Source organism: Streptomyces sp. NPDC045968 (assembly GCF_056430475.1).
In genome coordinates this window covers 342439-357648 of sequence record NZ_JBWKLF010000005.1, presented here as the reverse complement: position 1 = coordinate 357648, position 15210 = coordinate 342439, and the positions used below count along the sequence as shown (strand labels likewise).

Sequence of the window (15210 nt, the reverse complement as noted above, 5' to 3'; positions counted from 1 at the left end):
AAGATCGCTGTCATCATGGAGAAGGTGACAGCGGAGGCGGTCAGCAACGGTTCGTGCTCGGACGGGGGCGAGGCAGGAGCGGAGCCCGATGAGGCGGTGGTCAGGCAGGCTCCTTCTCGCGGTCGATGCGCACGATGCACGTCGGAACTGCCGGAACGCCATACCGTCGCCGGACCTCGGAACGTGCCGTGGCTTTTGCTTCGCGCCGCCCCCGAGGACAACCACCCCCCGCGGCCCGCCGCGCGATCTGCCGGACCGAAGCCGCCGGCTTCCTGACGGCTTCGGCTATCTCGCCGTACGGCATGTGTCGACGGCCTCGCGGAGCGCGAACACCGCCCGCTCCGTCGGCCCGGGCGTTTCCAGTACCGTCAGCATCGCGATCGATACCCTCTCCGTGAGTTCGACGTCCGAGTGGTCGGCTTCGGTCCGCCGCCGCCAGGGCTTCTGCACCACGCCCTCCGCATCGGCTGCCGCCCCGGGCATCTCGTAGGCGACCGTGAACAGCTTGCTGCGATGGGCCACGAACTAGCTCGCGCTCATGCCGGTGCCCCTGCTCCGGGCTCAGGACGCGCGGCCGGCGAAATCTCGCAGGCGGCGGAGAAGCTCTGCGACTCGATCCCGTTCGCCTTGTTGTTCCCGGTCGCTGGCCAGGTCCCGCTTCTGGTTCCGGAAATAGCCGATGCCCCGAGGCACGGCCATGTGCGCGAACGGCTTGAGGCTCGCGTCCGCCACATCCCACTCCCCCACCTTGCCCGAAGACTCCAGGTTGGGCGTGGCGGCCTTGGGGTCGCGTCACACCCACCTCGACAGGCTCGGGGACGGCCCCGCCTTCTGGACGCGTACCGCCGTGATGTCCTCCTTCGATGGCTGTTTGTCGGACATGAAGACACCGCTTGGCCCAACGGGTACGACACCCACCATCGCCGCCGCGAGCGGGGGCTTCCCTCGTCGTCGATCGCGTCCGGGTCCGGGTCCGGGGCCGGGTCCGGTCCGTGGCTGCTGCACCCATCGGGGTTTGACCTGCGCAATCGTGATCAAGCAGCCGTTGACAGCGGCAGTGAGCACTACGCAGGGTGCTTGTTCGGACGACAGGGGTGGGGACGTGGGACAGCAGCAGTACGTGGAGCGGTGCTCAGAGCTCTACGCGGTGGGTGGGTACGCCGCTGTGCGGACGACGGCGGAGGCGGGGCTCGCGGAGTTCGGGCCGGATCCGGTTCTCCTGCGCTGGCTCGGGCAGGCCCATGCCGCGGAGGATGAGGACGACAACGACTCCGAGGCCGAGGCCGCGTATCGCAAGGGCCTCGCGCTCGCACAGGACGATCTCGGGCTCTTGGTGTCGTATCTGGAGTTGTGCCTTCGCGCCGACTCCTTCACCTACCCTGGCCGCGCAGGGCATGCGGTGGGTTTGCGGGAACGGATCGAGGAACTGGCACCGCCCGGGTCACCTGAACGCGAGCGCGTCGATGATGCGATGGGCTGGGCCGGACGCGGTTACTGGGACGACCTGAAGACAGCTGCTCTACAAGGGCAATCTCAGCAGGCTGCAGTCGCGGAGCAAAGTGTGCTGGTCACCGACGCACTGCGACGAGTCGCTCGCGATGGGCCCGGCCAGCCTGCCGACGACGACCTCCAGGCCGCCGAACTCGCGGCAGCGGTCGAGCTCTTGCAGGGGCCCCGAAACGCACCGCTGCGCCTGCTTCTTGCCCATCGGGTCGCAGCGTATGTGCTGACGTTCAGCCTGTCGTTCGGTCTGAACCAGGCGCTGGTGTGGGGCGGAGTGGTGGACTTCAGCCTGTGGGGCTGGTTGTTCTGGATCCCCGTGCTGGCCGCCGAAGCCAAGCTCCGCCAGGCCAAGCGACTGGGACAAGAGCGGGTCGTGGCGCGCATACAGGAGCGCCACCAGGAGATGGATACCGCCTGACTTCCAGCCGCAGGCCAGTGCCTGTGAGTGCTTCAGCCGACGACAGCCGTCGACTGAAGCACCTGCCGACACCCATACGTCGTGAAGGTGGCGTGCCGGCGGCGCATTGGATGCGTTGGCGTGAAGCTGAGTCACGCCCTCCCGTACAGCCGGAATCGCGGCAGGACCTTGTTTCCGTTGCTCGGTTCCACGGTTGTTCCCGATTGCCTCGACTGCGAGTCCGTCACCGGATGGCGCGCTCAGCGCTCGACCCCTGGAAGTGAACGGATGGCTTACGCATCGCTCAGGAGTGCGCACCCCGGCGCGTGCGCCGTGCGTTCGGGTCATTACTCTTTCGACGACTTGCCAGCGGTCAGCGAACTGCAGGACAGGTTCGGACTCACGGCTGCCTCGGACCAGCCGTTCGAACCGGCCGGCTACGACGAGGAGAGCCTCACGGCCACCCGCCGGGCGCTGCTCGAACTTGTCAAAGGCCTCAGTGGAGTGGAGCGCGCCTTCGGTACGCGCGATGCCGTGGACCCGGTACGCCATCTCATCGGCACGGCGGCGGGGTGGGGCGGGCTGCCTGAATCGGAGGTGTTCTACATCACCGTCAACCCGAACTTGCCCGTCGCGGAGTACGAACTGACGGTGCGTGATGTTCCTGTGGATGCCTTCTGGTCGATCTCGCTGTACAACGCGGACGGGTTCTTCGAGGCCAACGACCGTGACGCGTACAGCGTGAACAGCGTCACCGGGGTGCCCAATGACGACGGTTCGATCACCGTACGTTTCGGAGGCTGCACCGGCGGCCGGGCCAACTGCCTGCCCACCATGGAGGGCTGGAACTACTTGGTCCGGCTGTACCGCCCCCACCAGGCGATCCTCGACGGCTCCTGGGCCTTCCCCACCATCGACGCAGGTTCATGACGTTGCCGGCCGGTGCCGGACATCTGCTCGGGTGCCGCGTTCACGGTGAGTGGTCCTGACCCGCTCCTCGTCCGGGCCGGTCACGGTTTCGATCCCCCACCGCAGGGAAACGTCCGGCCAGCTCACTTTCGACCCAGGCCAGGCGGCGGTCCAGTGTCTCCTCGTGAAATGTGCGGCAGTCACGCAAGTGCCGAAGCAGACTTCGCAGACGAAGGAGTACGGATGGTGAGTTCGCCGCGGCGATGATGTCGTCAAGACTGGTGCGCAGGAAAGTCTCCCCGTCTGGCAGCTCCATCAACACTCGCACCACCCCGTCCTGGGCGGTGATCCGCAGCCAAGCCGCAGTCGTCCGTTCCGGCGCAGGCCCCGGCCCGCAGAGCAGGTCCTGGATGCAGTCCAGAGCGTGGACGGCGGTGGCAGGGTCGTGCACCGCCGGCGAAAGCGCCCTCAGCGCGATATCGGTCAGCAGTTGGAAGGCGAGCAGCGGATCCTGGTCGAAGGTCCGCTCCACTCCGGTGACCAGGGTGTCCAGGACGGCCGGCGGTGACAGTCGCCCGCCGTGAACGTCGGCGACCCGCATACCGCGGTGCAATGTGGTGCCAGGCATGGTGTGCAGGACGATGACCGCATTCGCCTCATGTGCGGCTTCCAACAGCCTCTCTCCGTCGACTTGCTGCAGCGAGGCCATGGGCCCGGGCCAGGTGACGGTGGAACGCAGCGGGGGCAGTACGGCCGCCGTTGGGGCTGGGCCTGCCGCGTGGTCCTGGGAGTAGAGCGGTTCAAGAATGGCGCGGCCCCGGGCGGTGACCTGGTGGAGAACCGGCGCGAGCTGGATGGACGCGAAGGCTTGCAGCAGCAGGTTCCGCAGCAGCGTCAGCAAAGCGAGCAGCAGGATTCCGGCGAGCACCGGCACCGACAGGGACACGCTCGGGCGGGTGCCGATGGTGAGTGCGGCGGTGATGCAGAAGGCGGCCAGAGCGATGGCGAAGGCAAAGGTCCGCCAGACGACCGGTTCCTGCCGAAAGAAGGTCAGGCGTGGTGTGAAGGTGGTGTGGGACCACTGCACCACCAGGATGAGCAGCGAGAAGATGAAGCCGCTCACACCCAGGACACCGAAGCCCAGCCCCAGCAGCATGTCCGTGACCTGGCGTGCTGCCAGGTGCGGGCCGATGGAGACCCTCGGCAGTGCCAGGCCCAGCCCCAGTCCGATGAGGGTGAACAGCAGCTGGGTGCGTCCCGCGTGCAGACGGCTCGTGCGCCGCCAGGGGCCTGCGGGCGTCATGAGGCGTGGCGCGATCGAGGATGGGGCGCTGCGAAACCGGGCGCTGGGAAGGGGGCCAGTGCCGCTTCCTGCGCGCCCGACGCAACTGCGGCTGCGGCTGCGGCTGCGATCCGCTCTCTGCCCTCTACGGCCAGCGGAGCCGGGTCCGCGGCGTCGTCAGTCGGCACGATCACGCCGCGGAAGACGAAAGGGGCCTTCTCCCAGACAAGGATGTCGCGCCCCCTGCGGTCATGTCCTTGCCGCCCATTCCCGCCGGTCCCTGGCATGTGGCCGTCGACCACTCTGGTCGCGCCCTTGAAAGCCCCTGGCCGGCCGCCGGCCCAGCGTCGCCGTGCCGGCTCGGCGGCCAGCATGACGACGACCACCATCAGATCCACACCCAGGACGACGAGCAGTGCGAACAACATGCTCTCAAGTGTCCCGCCCTGCCCGTCATACCGCCTGATCAGCAGGTGCAGCCGGTCACCGCGGCATCTCGGTCCGAGATGCGGGCGGGGCCGCCCGCTGGTGCAATTGGAGGCGTGCGCGCAGACGGGAAGACGGGAAGACGGGAAGAACGGCTCGGCTGGTCGACTCGCCCGCGCTCAGCGCTGAGCTACTGGGCCCGACTCGATGAGGAGCCGACGTGAGCAGCGAAACCATGGACACGGGCGAGCCGGGGCCGATCGACTACCTCGTCGTCGAGTTCCCAGAAAGCCGCATGACCGGGGAGGGTCTGCCTCTGCTGGTCGACCTCGTCGACCAGGGCATCATCCGCATCCTGGACTTGCTGTTCGTGCGTAAGGAACAGGACGGATCGGTCGTCGGCGTGGAACTCGCCGACCTGACCGACGACGGCCGGCTCGACCTCACCGTCTTCGACGGCGTCTCCTCAGGGCTGCTCGGTCAGGCTGAGATCGACGATGTGAGCGGCGTCCTGGAGGCAGGAAGTTCCGCGGGCATCCTCGTGTACGAGAACGTGTGGGCCGCGCCCTTCGCCGCCGCACTGCGGCGCGGCGGCGGTCGGCTCATCGCGGGCGGCCGCATCCCCGTACAGGAGATCCTGGCCGCACTCGATGCCACGGAGACCACGGCCTGAGCCTCCGCCCCAGATCCAGTTCAGCCCAGCCCAGCCGAGGAGAACCGTCATGCCAGGCCTGCTCCGCGGAATCGCCCGCACCGCCGTGGTCTCCGGGACCGCCACCGCCGTCTCCAACCGGGTCTCGCGCCGCCAGGCGGGCCGCTGGGCCGCGCAGGAGACACCGACGGCACCACCGCGACAACCGGCCTACCAGGCCCCGCCGCCTCAAGGCGCCCCGGCAGCGACCCCTGCCCACGACATGGGCAGCAAGATCACCCAACTCAAGGACCTCGGCCAGCTCAAAGAGCAGGGGGTCCTGACCGAGGCTGAGTTCGAAGCGCAGAAGGCCCTGATCCTCGGCACCTGATCCTCGGCATTGGATTCCCGGCACCTGAGCAGACTCGCATTGCACCTGAGCAGACTCGCATCACGCCTGGTAGGGCGCCGGCCACCCAGCACCCACCCACCCGCGCCGCCCGCGGCCTTCACGTGGCGTTCTCAGCGCGAGGCGGGTTCCGTCGGTACGGCGCTCACCTGCCCCTTCTTGACCGCTTTCAGCAGTGCCCGGTGGTCTCGCTCGTTCTGGTCCGCGTAGCTCTCGGCAAAGGTGACCAGCGCGTGGTCGAACGATTCGCTGCGGCCCAGATATGCGGCGATGGCGATCCGGTCCCCCGCCCTGGCGTGGGCGCGGGCCAGGGTGTAGCCGCAGAGTTCGCCGAAGACCTTCATCCCCTGCGGCACCATCAGTTCCGGCTCCGCGATGCCTTTCCAGTCGCGCAGCTGACGCACGTAGAAGTCCCGGCGCCGGCCGTCGATGCCGTCCACCTGCTCCCAGCCGAGGAAGATGTCACTCGCGCTCTGCATCAGCCGTTGCCCCGCGACCACCCGCTCGCCCTGGTTGTCGTACTCGCCGGCCCCGAGATAGGGCGCGAGCGCTGAGTGGTCGGCCTCCTTGGCCTGGAGGAACAGGGGATCGTCACCGTCTCTGCCGCGCAGCAGGATGATCCAGCAGCGGGTGCCGACACTGCCGACGCCGACCACCTTGCGGGCCACGTCCACCAGCTGGAAGTCGGCCAGCAGGGCACGCCGGTCCGAGGTGAGCGTGCGGCCGTAGCGCCTGATCAGCAAGCGGAACTGGTCTTCCAGAACACCACGTTCCGTGTCGGGCAGCAGGTCGGTGAGCGGTACGAGCAGGGGCGGGTCGGCTGCGATGCGGACCTGCCCGTCCACGGTCTCGGTGAGTCTTTCGACAGCCTGGAGGCTGTCGCGGGTGCGCGCCTTGGACATGGCCCGGTCCAAGGCGTTGCGGCCACGTTTGGCCAGATGTTCTTCCGCCATATTCTTCAGGCGGTCCGCGTCGGTTCCGGCGTACCAGACGTCGAGGTTGCGCATGCCCGCGAAGCGGATCATTGACTGACGGTAGGAGCGCACGGTCGCGCGCACGATGTCGGCACGTTTCTCGTCATCGAAGTCGTTGGCTCGGCCGGCGATGACGAAGCTGGCGGCAAGGCGTTTGACATCCCACTCCCAGGGGCCGGGCAGCGTTTCGTCGAAGTCGTTGATGTCGAACATCAGGCGCCGCTCGGGTGAGGCGAGCAGCCGGAAGTTCAATAGGTGCGCATCCCCGCACAACTGTGTCCTGATGCCGGAGTTCGGGGTTGTGGCGAGGTCGGCGGCCATGATCGCGGCGGCACCGCGGTAGAAGCGGAACGGGGACTCGCTCATCCGGCCGTAGCGGACGGGGACGAGCTCGGGCAGCCGGGCCGCCGACTGTGCTTCGAGGATGCCCAACGGATCGGGCCGCCTCTCTGATGGTTCGAACTCGCCGTGGCTGGATCGGGGTGTCCGGCGGCGCGCCGCCTTGCCACGCGCCGCCCGCTGCGGGGGCGTCTCACCAGGTAGCGAACGCATCGTCATCGTGGGGTGTTCCGTCATCGCAGACCTCCAGACTCGGCCGCAGCCGCTGAGCCGGTGCAACCTGGCACACGACCCGCCCTTTGTGCGCAACCCGCTTCCCGCGCGGCCCGGACCGTCGCCGGCGGAACCCTCGTCTCTTCCGGCAGGCCATGCGCCTTTGCTTCGGCGTCCGCCGGAGCTCTCCTCTCAAGCATCGCGGGTTCTCGCTCTGACGGCATCACCTCCCTTGCTGGACTGATGACAGACACTGGTGTCCCGGGGGTCAACCAGCGTGTGGCAACGCCGTCGCCGTTCCAGTGTTCCGAGCGGGGCGCCGCTCCCCGCCCGGCACCGCCGCTGTCACGCGGCGGATCGACGTGGCGCCTGGCTGCGCCGGGCTGCGCGGACGTGGGCGCGAACAAGGTGCACATCGTTCCGGCGCCCCGGCCGGGAAGGTGGCGGGACCATCGCTCTAGGATCGGCCGTGTGCGCGCAAACGTCATAGTCGCCGAAGACGACGAGAAGCAGGCCGAACTCGTACGCCGTTACCTCGAACGCGAAGGGCACGCCGTACGGGTGGTGGGCGACGGGCTGGCCGCCCTTGACGAGGTACGCCACCGGGAGCCCGACCTGCTGGTTCTCGACGTGATGATGCCGCGAGCCGACGGCCTGGACGTGGTACGGGTACTGCGGGCCGAGCGCCGCGAGGTGCCCGTACTGATGCTGACGGCCCGGACCACCGAGGACGATCTGCTGCTCGGGCTCGACCTCGGCGCGGACGACTACATGACCAAGCCGTACAGCCCGCGCGAGCTGATGGCACGGGTCCGCACGCTGCTGCGCCGGGCCCGTCAGCCGGGGGCCGCCGGAGCGGCGGTGGACCGGGTGCTGCGGGTGGGGGCACTCGCCGTGGACCCTGAGCGGCACGAGGTGTCTGTCGAGGGTGAGCAGGTGGAGTGCACACCGGGTGAGTTCCGGATTCTGGCTGCGATGGCCGCCCGGCCGGACCAGGTCTTCACCCGGCAGCGGCTGTTGGAGGAGCTGCACGGTTTCGACCGGTACATCAGCAACCGTACGGTCGATGTGCACGTCATGAACCTCCGCAAGAAGATCGAGCGTGCCCCGCGTCGTCCGGTCCGGCTGCTGACGGTCTTCGGTGTCGGATACAAGCTGACCGATCCCGAGCCGGCCGATGCCAAGCGGACTGACACCAAGCGGACCGACACCAAGCTGATCGATGCCAGACAGGGTGATGCCGGGCAGGCCGGTCCCGCGAGGGCGGGCCGGCGTGCCTGAGGAGCGGACAGCCTCGCGGCGGGCCCGGATACCGCTGCGCAAGAGCCTGTTCGGTCGGTTGCTGGCCGTGTCGGCGCTGGTGGCGGCCTGTTCGGTGGCGGCGACCGCCTGGCTCGCCGTCCAGACCACCTCCGGAGCGATCAAGCAGGAGCAGGGGCAGAACCTCACCGCGGATGCCCGGATCTACGACACCCTGCTCGGCTACGCGGCCCGCAACTCCACCTGGAACGGTGCCGGGGCGACCGTACGGGAACTGTCCAGGCAATCCGGGCGCAGGGTCGCCCTGACCACCCAGGACCACCAGCCGCTCGCCGATTCCGCCCTTCCCGGGTCCGCGCCCCCGTTGCCGCCGCAGGCATCCGCCGTCGTCGATCCGATGTCGGTGGACGCGGTCCTGGCCTCGAAGACCGCCGACCGGGCAGGTGCGGCCGGGGACCGGGTCGATCCGCGCGCGGTGGGGCCGTTCCGGTTGCCCGCAGTGGAACGGGCGAGGCTGCGGCAGGCGGCGGAGCGGGCCGTGGAGTGCCTGAGCGGGGTCGGGATCGCCTCGGACGTGGTCGTGGAGCCCAGCGGGCGACCCCGCATACAGGTGGTGGGCAACGACCCCGAGCGGGCGCAGGACACCAGATGCGACACCGGGGCGCTGAACGAGCCGACCCCGACCGAGACGAAGGCGCTGAGCGCGCTCAACCAGTTGACCGACGCATGTCTGGAACGCCAGGGCCGCAGCTCGGTGCGTCTGAACCGGGACCTCTCCTGGGGACAGCGTTCCGTGCCGCAACCGAGGCCGAGCACGGAGGCCGAGCCCGTACCCTCGGCGGAACCGACCGTAATGAGCGGCGAGGGCGACCGTGCCATCGCCTCCTGCATCGGGACGGCACGCCGTGAGCAGCTCAGTTCCTATGTCGCCTCCCCCGCCCTGCTGTTCATCGGTGACCAGGGAGGGAGCACCGTCCCCGGATTCGACCTCTCCCCCGCGAACACCGCGAAGATCACCGGTGTCGCGGCTCTGGTGCTGGCCCTCACCGTGGGCGCTTCGGTGCTCGCGGGCGCCCGGCTGGTCCGGCCTCTGCGGGCGCTGACATGGGCGGCGCAGCGTATGCGGGACGGGGAGATGTCGGCCTCCGTACCGGTCACCACGGACAACGAGATCGGCCGGCTGTCCGCCGCGTTCAACGACATGTCCGAGCACCGGGCTCGTCTGGAGGAGCAGCGCAAGGCGATGGTGAGCGATGTCGCGCACGAGCTGAGGACTCCCCTGAGCAATATCCGGGGCTGGCTGGAGGCCGCGCAGGACGGCCTGGCCGATCCCGGCCCGGCGCTCGTCTCCTCGCTGCTGGAGGAGGCGGTGCAGTTGCAGCACATCATCGACGACCTTCAGGATCTGGCCGCCGCCGATGCGGGCGCGCTGCGCCTGCATCCCGAACAGGTCGACATCCACGGCCTGTTGAACCAGGTCGCCGGTGCGCACCAGGCCCGGGCGGAGGCCGCGGGGGTGACTCTGAGGGTGGACGCCGACGCGGTACGAGGTCCCGCGTTGCGGGCCGACCCGGTCCGGCTTCGGCAGGCGGTGGGAAACCTGGTCTCCAACGCGGTACGTCACACCCCGGCGGGCGGGAGCGTGACCTTGCGTGCGTACGGGGCCGGGGACGGGGGCGGTTCAGGGACGGGGGCCGAGGACGGTTGCCGGGACGGGTGCGGGGACGGTGCCGGGGTGGGGTCCGAGGTAGGGGCCGGAGTGCGTTGTACCGCCCTTTGTGGGGCTCAGGTGGTGGTCGAGGTGGCGGACACCGGCAGTGGTATCCCGGCCGCGGACCTCCCGCACGTCTTCGACCGCTTCTGGCGCGCCGAGAAGTCCCGCAGCCGCCGCACGGGAGGCAGCGGCCTCGGCCTGGCCATCGTCCGCAAGCTCGTCGAGGCCCACGGGGGCACGGTGAGCGCGGCGAGTACCGAAGGGGAGGGTTCGACGTTCGCCCTGAGGCTCCCGGCGAACGCGCCCTGATAGGACGACCACAGCGTTCTGACAGCTTCTTCATAACTTCACGCCAGCCTGGCGGCATGCCCCGTACCCGGTGCACACCGGCATCCGGGCCCGTCACGGGGCCGAGTTGGAATGGAGCCACCTGTATGACCGCTCGTCTCACCCTGCGTACCGCCGTGCTCGCCGCCGTCGCGGCCGGTGCGGTCCTCGTCCCGTCCACCGCGGCTTTCGCCGACGCCTCGCCCCAGCCCTCCACTCCCGGATCCGCCCCCGCCGTCGAGAGCACCCCCTCGCCGGAGCGGGCGGAGGCCGCCCCCGGCACCGAGACGCGGGCGCCCCAGGTCGCACCGCGTGGCGGCGTCGCGGCGGGTGACCGCCCCGCGCCCGCCGTGCCCAGCCAGGCTCCGTCCGTCCAGCCCCGTGGCGGCGTCGCGGCCGGCGAACGCCCGGTCGGCACCAGCGGCGGCGAAAGCACCACCGCTCTCGCCGGGTCCGCCGCCGGAGCGCTCCTGCTCGCGGGCGCGGGCACCTTCGTCGTACGTCGCCGCTCGGCGGCCCACCGCAACGGCTGACCCGCCGTCACCCGGAAATGACCGTGGCGCCGTCCTCCACCGGGCGGCGCCACCATCCGTCGTCCTCGCTCTTTTCTTCCCCTGGAGCCCTCGTGCCCCGTACGACCCCGCGCCCTCGGCGGGCTGCCGGACTGCTGCCCGTCCCAGCGGCCTGCGTCGCCCTGGCGGTCTGCGTCGCTGTGGCCGGCTGCTCGGCCACCACACCCACACCGGCCACGTCCTCACCGGCCGCCACAGGTACCGCCGACACCCGGCCGACGCAGAACGAGTCCGCGCGATCGGGCCGGCCCGCGCAACCACCAGGGACCGCACCGGCCGCCCCCGCCCACCTCTCCATACCCTCCGTCGGCGTGAGCAGTTCCCTGATGCGGCTGGGGCTCAACGCCGACGGCACCGTGGAGGTCCCACCGGCCGAGCAGGGCATGACAGCGGGCTGGTACACCGGCGGCGCCGTCCCGGGCGAGCCCGGAGCGGCGGTGCTGATCGGCCACAACGACACCCGCTTCGGCAGGGCCGTCTTCCACGATCTGCAGGACATCCGCAAGGGTGCGGACATCGTCGTCCGCGACAAGCGCGGAAAGACGGTGCGCTTCACGGTCACCGGCAGCGAAACGGTCAGCAAGAAGGCGTTCCCCACCGACAGGGTCTACAAAGCCACCGGCAGGCCGACGCTGCGGCTCATCACGTGCGACGGCGCGTTCGACGCCGAGGGGCACCCGGTGGACAACCTCATCGTGTACGCCGCCGCACGGCACTGACTCCGCATGCCGGTGGGCTGACGGGAGACCCTCCTCCGTTCGCCTCTCTGCGGTGGTGAGGTCGTAGGAGCAGAGAGAGCATGAGCGCATTGGAGACCCGTCTACCGGATGAGCCTGAGGCGGACGCGGGGTGCCTTCCACGTCCCGGAGTCCGGCCCTCCGTTTGAAGCGCCGGGGTGCCTCATACCGGGGGCAGCGAGAAGGAGCGGTGTGCTGTGACAGACGTAGCAAGCTCAGGGCCGGACCCGGACGACGACCGGCCGGAGCTCACGAACCGGCAGGGTCATGCCGTCTACGACAACCAGAATCAGCGCACGGTGGGGGCCCGGGGGCCGGCCACCCTGGAGAACTACCAGTTCCTGGAGAAGATCAGCCACTTCGACCGGGAGCGCATCCCTGAGCGTGTGGTGCATGCCCGGGGAGTGACGACCTACGGCTACTTCGAGGCATACGGAAAGTGGGGCGACGAGCCCATCTCCCGCTACACCCGCGCCAAACTGTTCCAGGAGGCGGGCAAGCGCACCGACGTCGCGGTCCGCTTCTCCACAGTGATCGGTGGCCGTGACTCGTCGGAGTCGGCGCGCGACCCCCGCGGCTTCGCCGTCAAGTTCTACACCGAGGACGGCAACTGGGATCTCGTGGGAAACAATCTCGGCGTCTTCTTCATCCGGGACGCGATCAAGTTCCCCGACGTCATCCACGCGCTCAAGCCGGACCCGGTCTCCCATGAGCAGAAGCCGGGGCGCATCTTCGACTTCATGTCGCAGACGCCGGAAAGCATGCACATGCTCATGAACCTGTTCAGTCCACGGGGCATCCCGTCCGACTACCGTCATATGCAGGGCTTCGGCGTCAACACGTACAAGTGGGTGAATGCCGAAGGGGACTCCGTGCTGGTCAAGTACCACTGGCTGCCGAAGCAGGGCGTACGCAGCATGACCGCCGAGGACGCGGCCAACGTACAGGCGCGGGAGCTGGGCCACGCGACGAAGGATCTGTACGACGCCATCCAGCGGGGCGACCACCCCGAGTGGGAACTGGTCGTGCAGATGATGTCCGACGACGACCATCCCGAGCTGGACTTCGACCCGCTGGACGACACCAAGACCTGGCCGGAGCAGGACTTCCCGCCGAAGCCGGTGGGCCGGATGGTGTTGAACCGGGTGCCGGACAACTACTTCGCGGAGAACGAGCAGGCGTCCTTCGGCACCGGCGTACTGGTCGACGGGCTGGACTTCTCCGACGACAAGATGCTGGTCGGACGGACCTTCTCCTACAGCGACACACAGCGCTACCGCGTGGGTCCGAACTACCTGCAGCTCCCCGTCAACCGGGCGAAGAACGCACACGTGGCCACCAATCAGCGCGACGGGCTGATGGCGTACGACAACGGCCACCACGGTGAGAACCCCGAGGTGAACTACGAGCCGTCGATCACGGGCGGTCTGCGCGAGGCGCAGTACCCGACGCATGACGAGCAGGGGCCGGAAATCCGTGGCCGCCTCACCCGCAAGCGCATTCCCAGGGCAAACGACTACATGCAGGCGGGACAGCGTTATCTCCTCATGGAGGAGTGGGAGCGGGACGACCTGGTGGCCAACCTCATCGGTCAGCTCTCCGAGTGCGAGCGGGCGGTGCAGGAGCGGATGATCTGGCACTTCCTCCTCGTCGAGAACGATCTCGGCCGCCGGGTCGGCTCCGGGCTGGGCATCACCCCGCAGGACGTGGCGGGACTGAGGCCACTGGCCGGCCAGGATCTGTCGGACGACGACCGCAAGCGTCTCGCCCGGCTCGGTGACAATCCGCCGCGTGACGTCGAGGGCCTGACGATGACGCACTGCGTTCCCGATGAGCGGCACGTCGTCACCCGCTGAAGCGCGGGAGCGGGAGCGAGAATGGGTGAGGTGCGGACCGGGGACTTCGGGTGAGTTGTCTGGTCCGCCCTCGTTGTGCGAGCCCCGGAGTGTGTGACCTGTGCGTCTGCTGCTTACATCCGACACTCATGTGCCCAAGCGGGCCAGGCAACTTCCTCCGCTCCTGCTCGGGGAGATCGAGAGAGCCGATGTCGTCTTTCACGCGGGCGACTGGGTGGACGCGGCGACGCTGGATCTGTTCGAAGCCCGCGCCCAGCGCCTCGTCGCCGTCTTCGGCAACAACGACGGGCCGGAGCTGAGGGCCCGGCTGGCGGAGGTTGCCCGGGTGGAGTGCGGAGGGGTCCGCTTCGGAGTCGTGCACGAGACCGGGGCCGCTCACGGCCGTGAGCGGCGCTGCGCGGAACGCTTCCCCGATGTCGATGTCCTTGTGTTCGGCCACAGCCACATCCCCTGGGACACCACCGCTCCTGGTGGCTTGCGGCTGCTCAACCCGGGGTCACCGACCGACCGGCGGAGACAACCGCACTGCACGTACATGACCGCCGAGGTGTCGGACGCCCGGCTGCTCGACGTACGCCTGCACCGACTGCCTCCACGCTTCTGACGCGGCGGGCGTGTGACTCCGTCCGCGCGGCCGGTGTGGTGGAGCCGGGCCTCGGCCACGGTGAGTTCGGTCGCGGCCGGCGGTCGTAGCAGGCTCCCTCGATGGAGCGGGATCTCACTGATGTGCCCCAGCGGGCGACAGGAGCGCGGGCCAGTCCTGACCGGCGGCCCAGTCGGCGAAGCTGTGCCAGCCGACTTCGGGGTAGTCGCGTCGCAGACCGGCGACATCGACATCGAGACCGACGGTGGTGAAGTACGCGAACATGGCCGCCAAGTCCGTCGACTGGGTGCGGACATGTGCCAGCGAGACCTCTTGGTGGGCGATCGGCCGCTCAGTGACTGCCGCGAGGACCGCGGCGATCTCGCCGGGAGTGCATTCGTCGGAGGCGATCTCGATGCGCCGGCCGGCGAACTCGTCGCGGCGCCGCAGTACCAGCGCAGCGAAAGCGCCGATGTCGACTGCGGGGATGAGCGTGAACGGCCGGTCGGCGGGCATGGGCCAGGCGAACGTGTTCTCACGCAGGCCGTCGAGCGTCCAGCCACCCGCGTAGTTGTCCATGAACGCCGCCGGGGCAATCACGGTCCAGGGCACATCGACTGTGTGGAGGTGCTGCTCGACGAGGTACTTGCTCTCGTAGTGCGGAATCCTCGTACCGCGGTCGGCATGGGAAGCGGACGTGAGGACGATGTGCCCGACACCGGCGACTGCCGCGGCGTCGACCAGGCCCCTGCCCTGCCGGGTTTCGGTGGCGACGTCGGTGCCGAACGGGGTGGTGACCGCGAAGAGGGAGTCCGCCCCGGCGAGGGCGGCACCGAGGGAGACGCGGTCGTCGAAGTCGGCGTGGCGCACCTCGGCTCCCAGACCGCGCAGGACGTCTGCGGCAGGCGAGGCGGGGTGCCGGGTGAGCGCGCGCACGTGGTGGCCCGCGGCCAGCAGGGCGCGGGCGGTGGCTCCGCCCTGGGTTCCGCTGGCTCCGGTGACGGCAACGGTGAGCATGGTTCTCCTGGCAGCTAGTATCGATGCGTCACGCATTAACTGCGTGACGCAGCAGATGCTA

Annotated in this window: 15 protein-coding genes and 1 pseudogene; 10 read left to right on the top strand and 6 right to left on the bottom strand. The window is 69.2% G+C overall.

Annotated elements, in window-relative coordinates; all coding sequences use genetic code 11:
* Positions 1-175: 175 nt before the first annotated feature.
* Positions 176-483, bottom strand: a pseudogene (locus AC07FA_RS17335) (hypothetical protein); the annotation flags it as partial.
* 78 nt (positions 484-561) lie between these two features.
* Entirely contained in the window at positions 562-732 is a 171-nt protein-coding gene (locus tag AC07FA_RS17330) for a hypothetical protein (protein WP_479076362.1), read from the bottom strand.
* Positions 733-1102: 370 nt separating this feature from the next.
* On the opposite strand from AC07FA_RS17330, the gene AC07FA_RS17325 reads away from it, so the two are divergent.
* Positions 1103-1921, top strand: coding sequence for a hypothetical protein (locus tag AC07FA_RS17325; protein ID WP_479076361.1), 819 nt, complete (start codon positions 1103-1105; stop codon positions 1919-1921).
* Positions 1922-2263: 342 nt separating this feature from the next.
* Positions 2264-2830, top strand: a complete 567-nt coding sequence (locus AC07FA_RS17320; RefSeq protein ID WP_479076359.1) for a DUF1214 domain-containing protein — start codon at positions 2264-2266, stop codon at positions 2828-2830.
* A gap of 40 nt (positions 2831-2870) precedes the next feature.
* Here AC07FA_RS17320 and AC07FA_RS17315 read toward each other — a convergent pair whose 3' ends face one another.
* Together AC07FA_RS17315 and AC07FA_RS17310 are read right to left on the bottom strand one after the other, a co-directional pair.
* Entirely contained in the window at positions 2871-4112 is a 1242-nt protein-coding gene (locus tag AC07FA_RS17315; RefSeq protein ID WP_479076358.1) for a DUF2254 family protein, read from the bottom strand.
* Positions 4109-4519: a hypothetical protein gene (locus AC07FA_RS17310; RefSeq protein ID WP_479076357.1), complete on the bottom strand. Its 411-nt coding sequence runs from the start codon at positions 4517-4519 to the stop codon at positions 4109-4111. The genes AC07FA_RS17315 and AC07FA_RS17310 overlap by 4 nt, the downstream gene beginning before the upstream one ends.
* Before the next feature lie 233 nt (positions 4520-4752).
* On the opposite strand from AC07FA_RS17310, the gene AC07FA_RS17305 reads away from it, so the two are divergent.
* Positions 4753-5190 carry a DUF6325 family protein gene (locus tag AC07FA_RS17305; RefSeq protein ID WP_479076603.1) on the top strand — a complete coding sequence of 146 codons (438 nt, stop codon included), beginning with the start codon at positions 4753-4755 and terminating at the stop codon, positions 5188-5190.
* A 49-nt stretch (positions 5191-5239) separates the two neighbouring features.
* Complete coding sequence (locus AC07FA_RS17300; protein WP_479076356.1) at positions 5240-5539, top strand: SHOCT domain-containing protein; 300 nt, start codon at positions 5240-5242, stop codon at positions 5537-5539.
* Between the two features lie 131 nt (positions 5540-5670).
* On the opposite strand, the gene AC07FA_RS17295 is transcribed toward AC07FA_RS17300, so the two are convergent.
* Complete coding sequence (locus AC07FA_RS17295; protein WP_479076355.1) at positions 5671-7107, bottom strand: DUF2252 domain-containing protein; 1437 nt, start codon at positions 7105-7107, stop codon at positions 5671-5673.
* A gap of 462 nt (positions 7108-7569) precedes the next feature.
* Here AC07FA_RS17295 and AC07FA_RS17290 point away from each other — a divergent pair, with 462 nt between their 5' ends.
* The 6 genes from AC07FA_RS17290 to AC07FA_RS17265 all read left to right on the top strand — a co-directional run bounded on the left by AC07FA_RS17290 (position 7570) and on the right by AC07FA_RS17265 (position 14153).
* A complete protein-coding gene (locus tag AC07FA_RS17290; RefSeq protein ID WP_479076602.1) occupies positions 7570-8364 on the top strand; it encodes a response regulator transcription factor in 795 nt (264 codons plus the stop codon).
* Positions 8321-10366, top strand: coding sequence for an ATP-binding protein (locus AC07FA_RS17285; protein WP_479076600.1), 2046 nt, complete (start codon positions 8321-8323; stop codon positions 10364-10366). Before AC07FA_RS17290 ends, AC07FA_RS17285 begins: the two co-directional genes overlap by 44 nt.
* Before the next feature lie 125 nt (positions 10367-10491).
* A complete protein-coding gene (locus AC07FA_RS17280; protein ID WP_479076353.1) occupies positions 10492-10917 on the top strand; it encodes a hypothetical protein in 426 nt (141 codons plus the stop codon).
* Positions 10918-11009: 92 nt separating this feature from the next.
* Positions 11010-11675 (top strand): class F sortase, encoded by a 666-nt coding sequence (locus AC07FA_RS17275; RefSeq protein WP_479076352.1) that lies wholly within the window; start codon positions 11010-11012, stop codon positions 11673-11675.
* A 215-nt stretch (positions 11676-11890) separates the two neighbouring features.
* Positions 11891-13549 (top strand): catalase, encoded by a 1659-nt coding sequence (locus AC07FA_RS17270; RefSeq protein WP_479076351.1) that lies wholly within the window; start codon positions 11891-11893, stop codon positions 13547-13549.
* A 100-nt stretch (positions 13550-13649) separates the two neighbouring features.
* Positions 13650-14153: a metallophosphoesterase family protein gene (locus tag AC07FA_RS17265; RefSeq protein WP_479076350.1), complete on the top strand. Its 504-nt coding sequence runs from the start codon at positions 13650-13652 to the stop codon at positions 14151-14153.
* A 114-nt stretch (positions 14154-14267) separates the two neighbouring features.
* Here the strand turns inward: AC07FA_RS17265 and AC07FA_RS17260 are convergent, their stop codons facing one another.
* Positions 14268-15149 (bottom strand): NmrA/HSCARG family protein, encoded by an 882-nt coding sequence (locus AC07FA_RS17260; RefSeq protein WP_479076349.1) that lies wholly within the window; start codon positions 15147-15149, stop codon positions 14268-14270.
* Positions 15150-15210: the final 61 nt, after the last annotated feature.

What these genes read in the sequence shown, in the direction of transcription:
- AC07FA_RS17315 (WP_479076358.1), bottom strand. Translation starts at nt 4,112, where the DNA reads ATGACGCCCGCAGGCCCCTGGCGGCGCACGAGCCGTCTGCACGCGGGA.
- AC07FA_RS17310 (WP_479076357.1), bottom strand. Translation starts at nt 4,519, where the DNA reads ATGTTGTTCGCACTGCTCGTCGTCCTGGGTGTGGATCTGATGGTGGTC.
- AC07FA_RS17305 (WP_479076603.1), top strand. Translation starts at nt 4,753, where the DNA reads ATGGACACGGGCGAGCCGGGGCCGATCGACTACCTCGTCGTCGAGTTC.
- AC07FA_RS17300 (WP_479076356.1), top strand. Translation starts at nt 5,240, where the DNA reads ATGCCAGGCCTGCTCCGCGGAATCGCCCGCACCGCCGTGGTCTCCGGG.
- AC07FA_RS17295 (WP_479076355.1), bottom strand. Translation starts at nt 7,107, where the DNA reads ATGACGGAACACCCCACGATGACGATGCGTTCGCTACCTGGTGAGACG.
- AC07FA_RS17285 (WP_479076600.1), top strand. Translation starts at nt 8,321, where the DNA reads ATGCCGGGCAGGCCGGTCCCGCGAGGGCGGGCCGGCGTGCCTGAGGAG.
- AC07FA_RS17280 (WP_479076353.1), top strand. Translation starts at nt 10,492, where the DNA reads ATGACCGCTCGTCTCACCCTGCGTACCGCCGTGCTCGCCGCCGTCGCG.
- AC07FA_RS17260 (WP_479076349.1), bottom strand. Translation starts at nt 15,149, where the DNA reads ATGCTCACCGTTGCCGTCACCGGAGCCAGCGGAACCCAGGGCGGAGCC.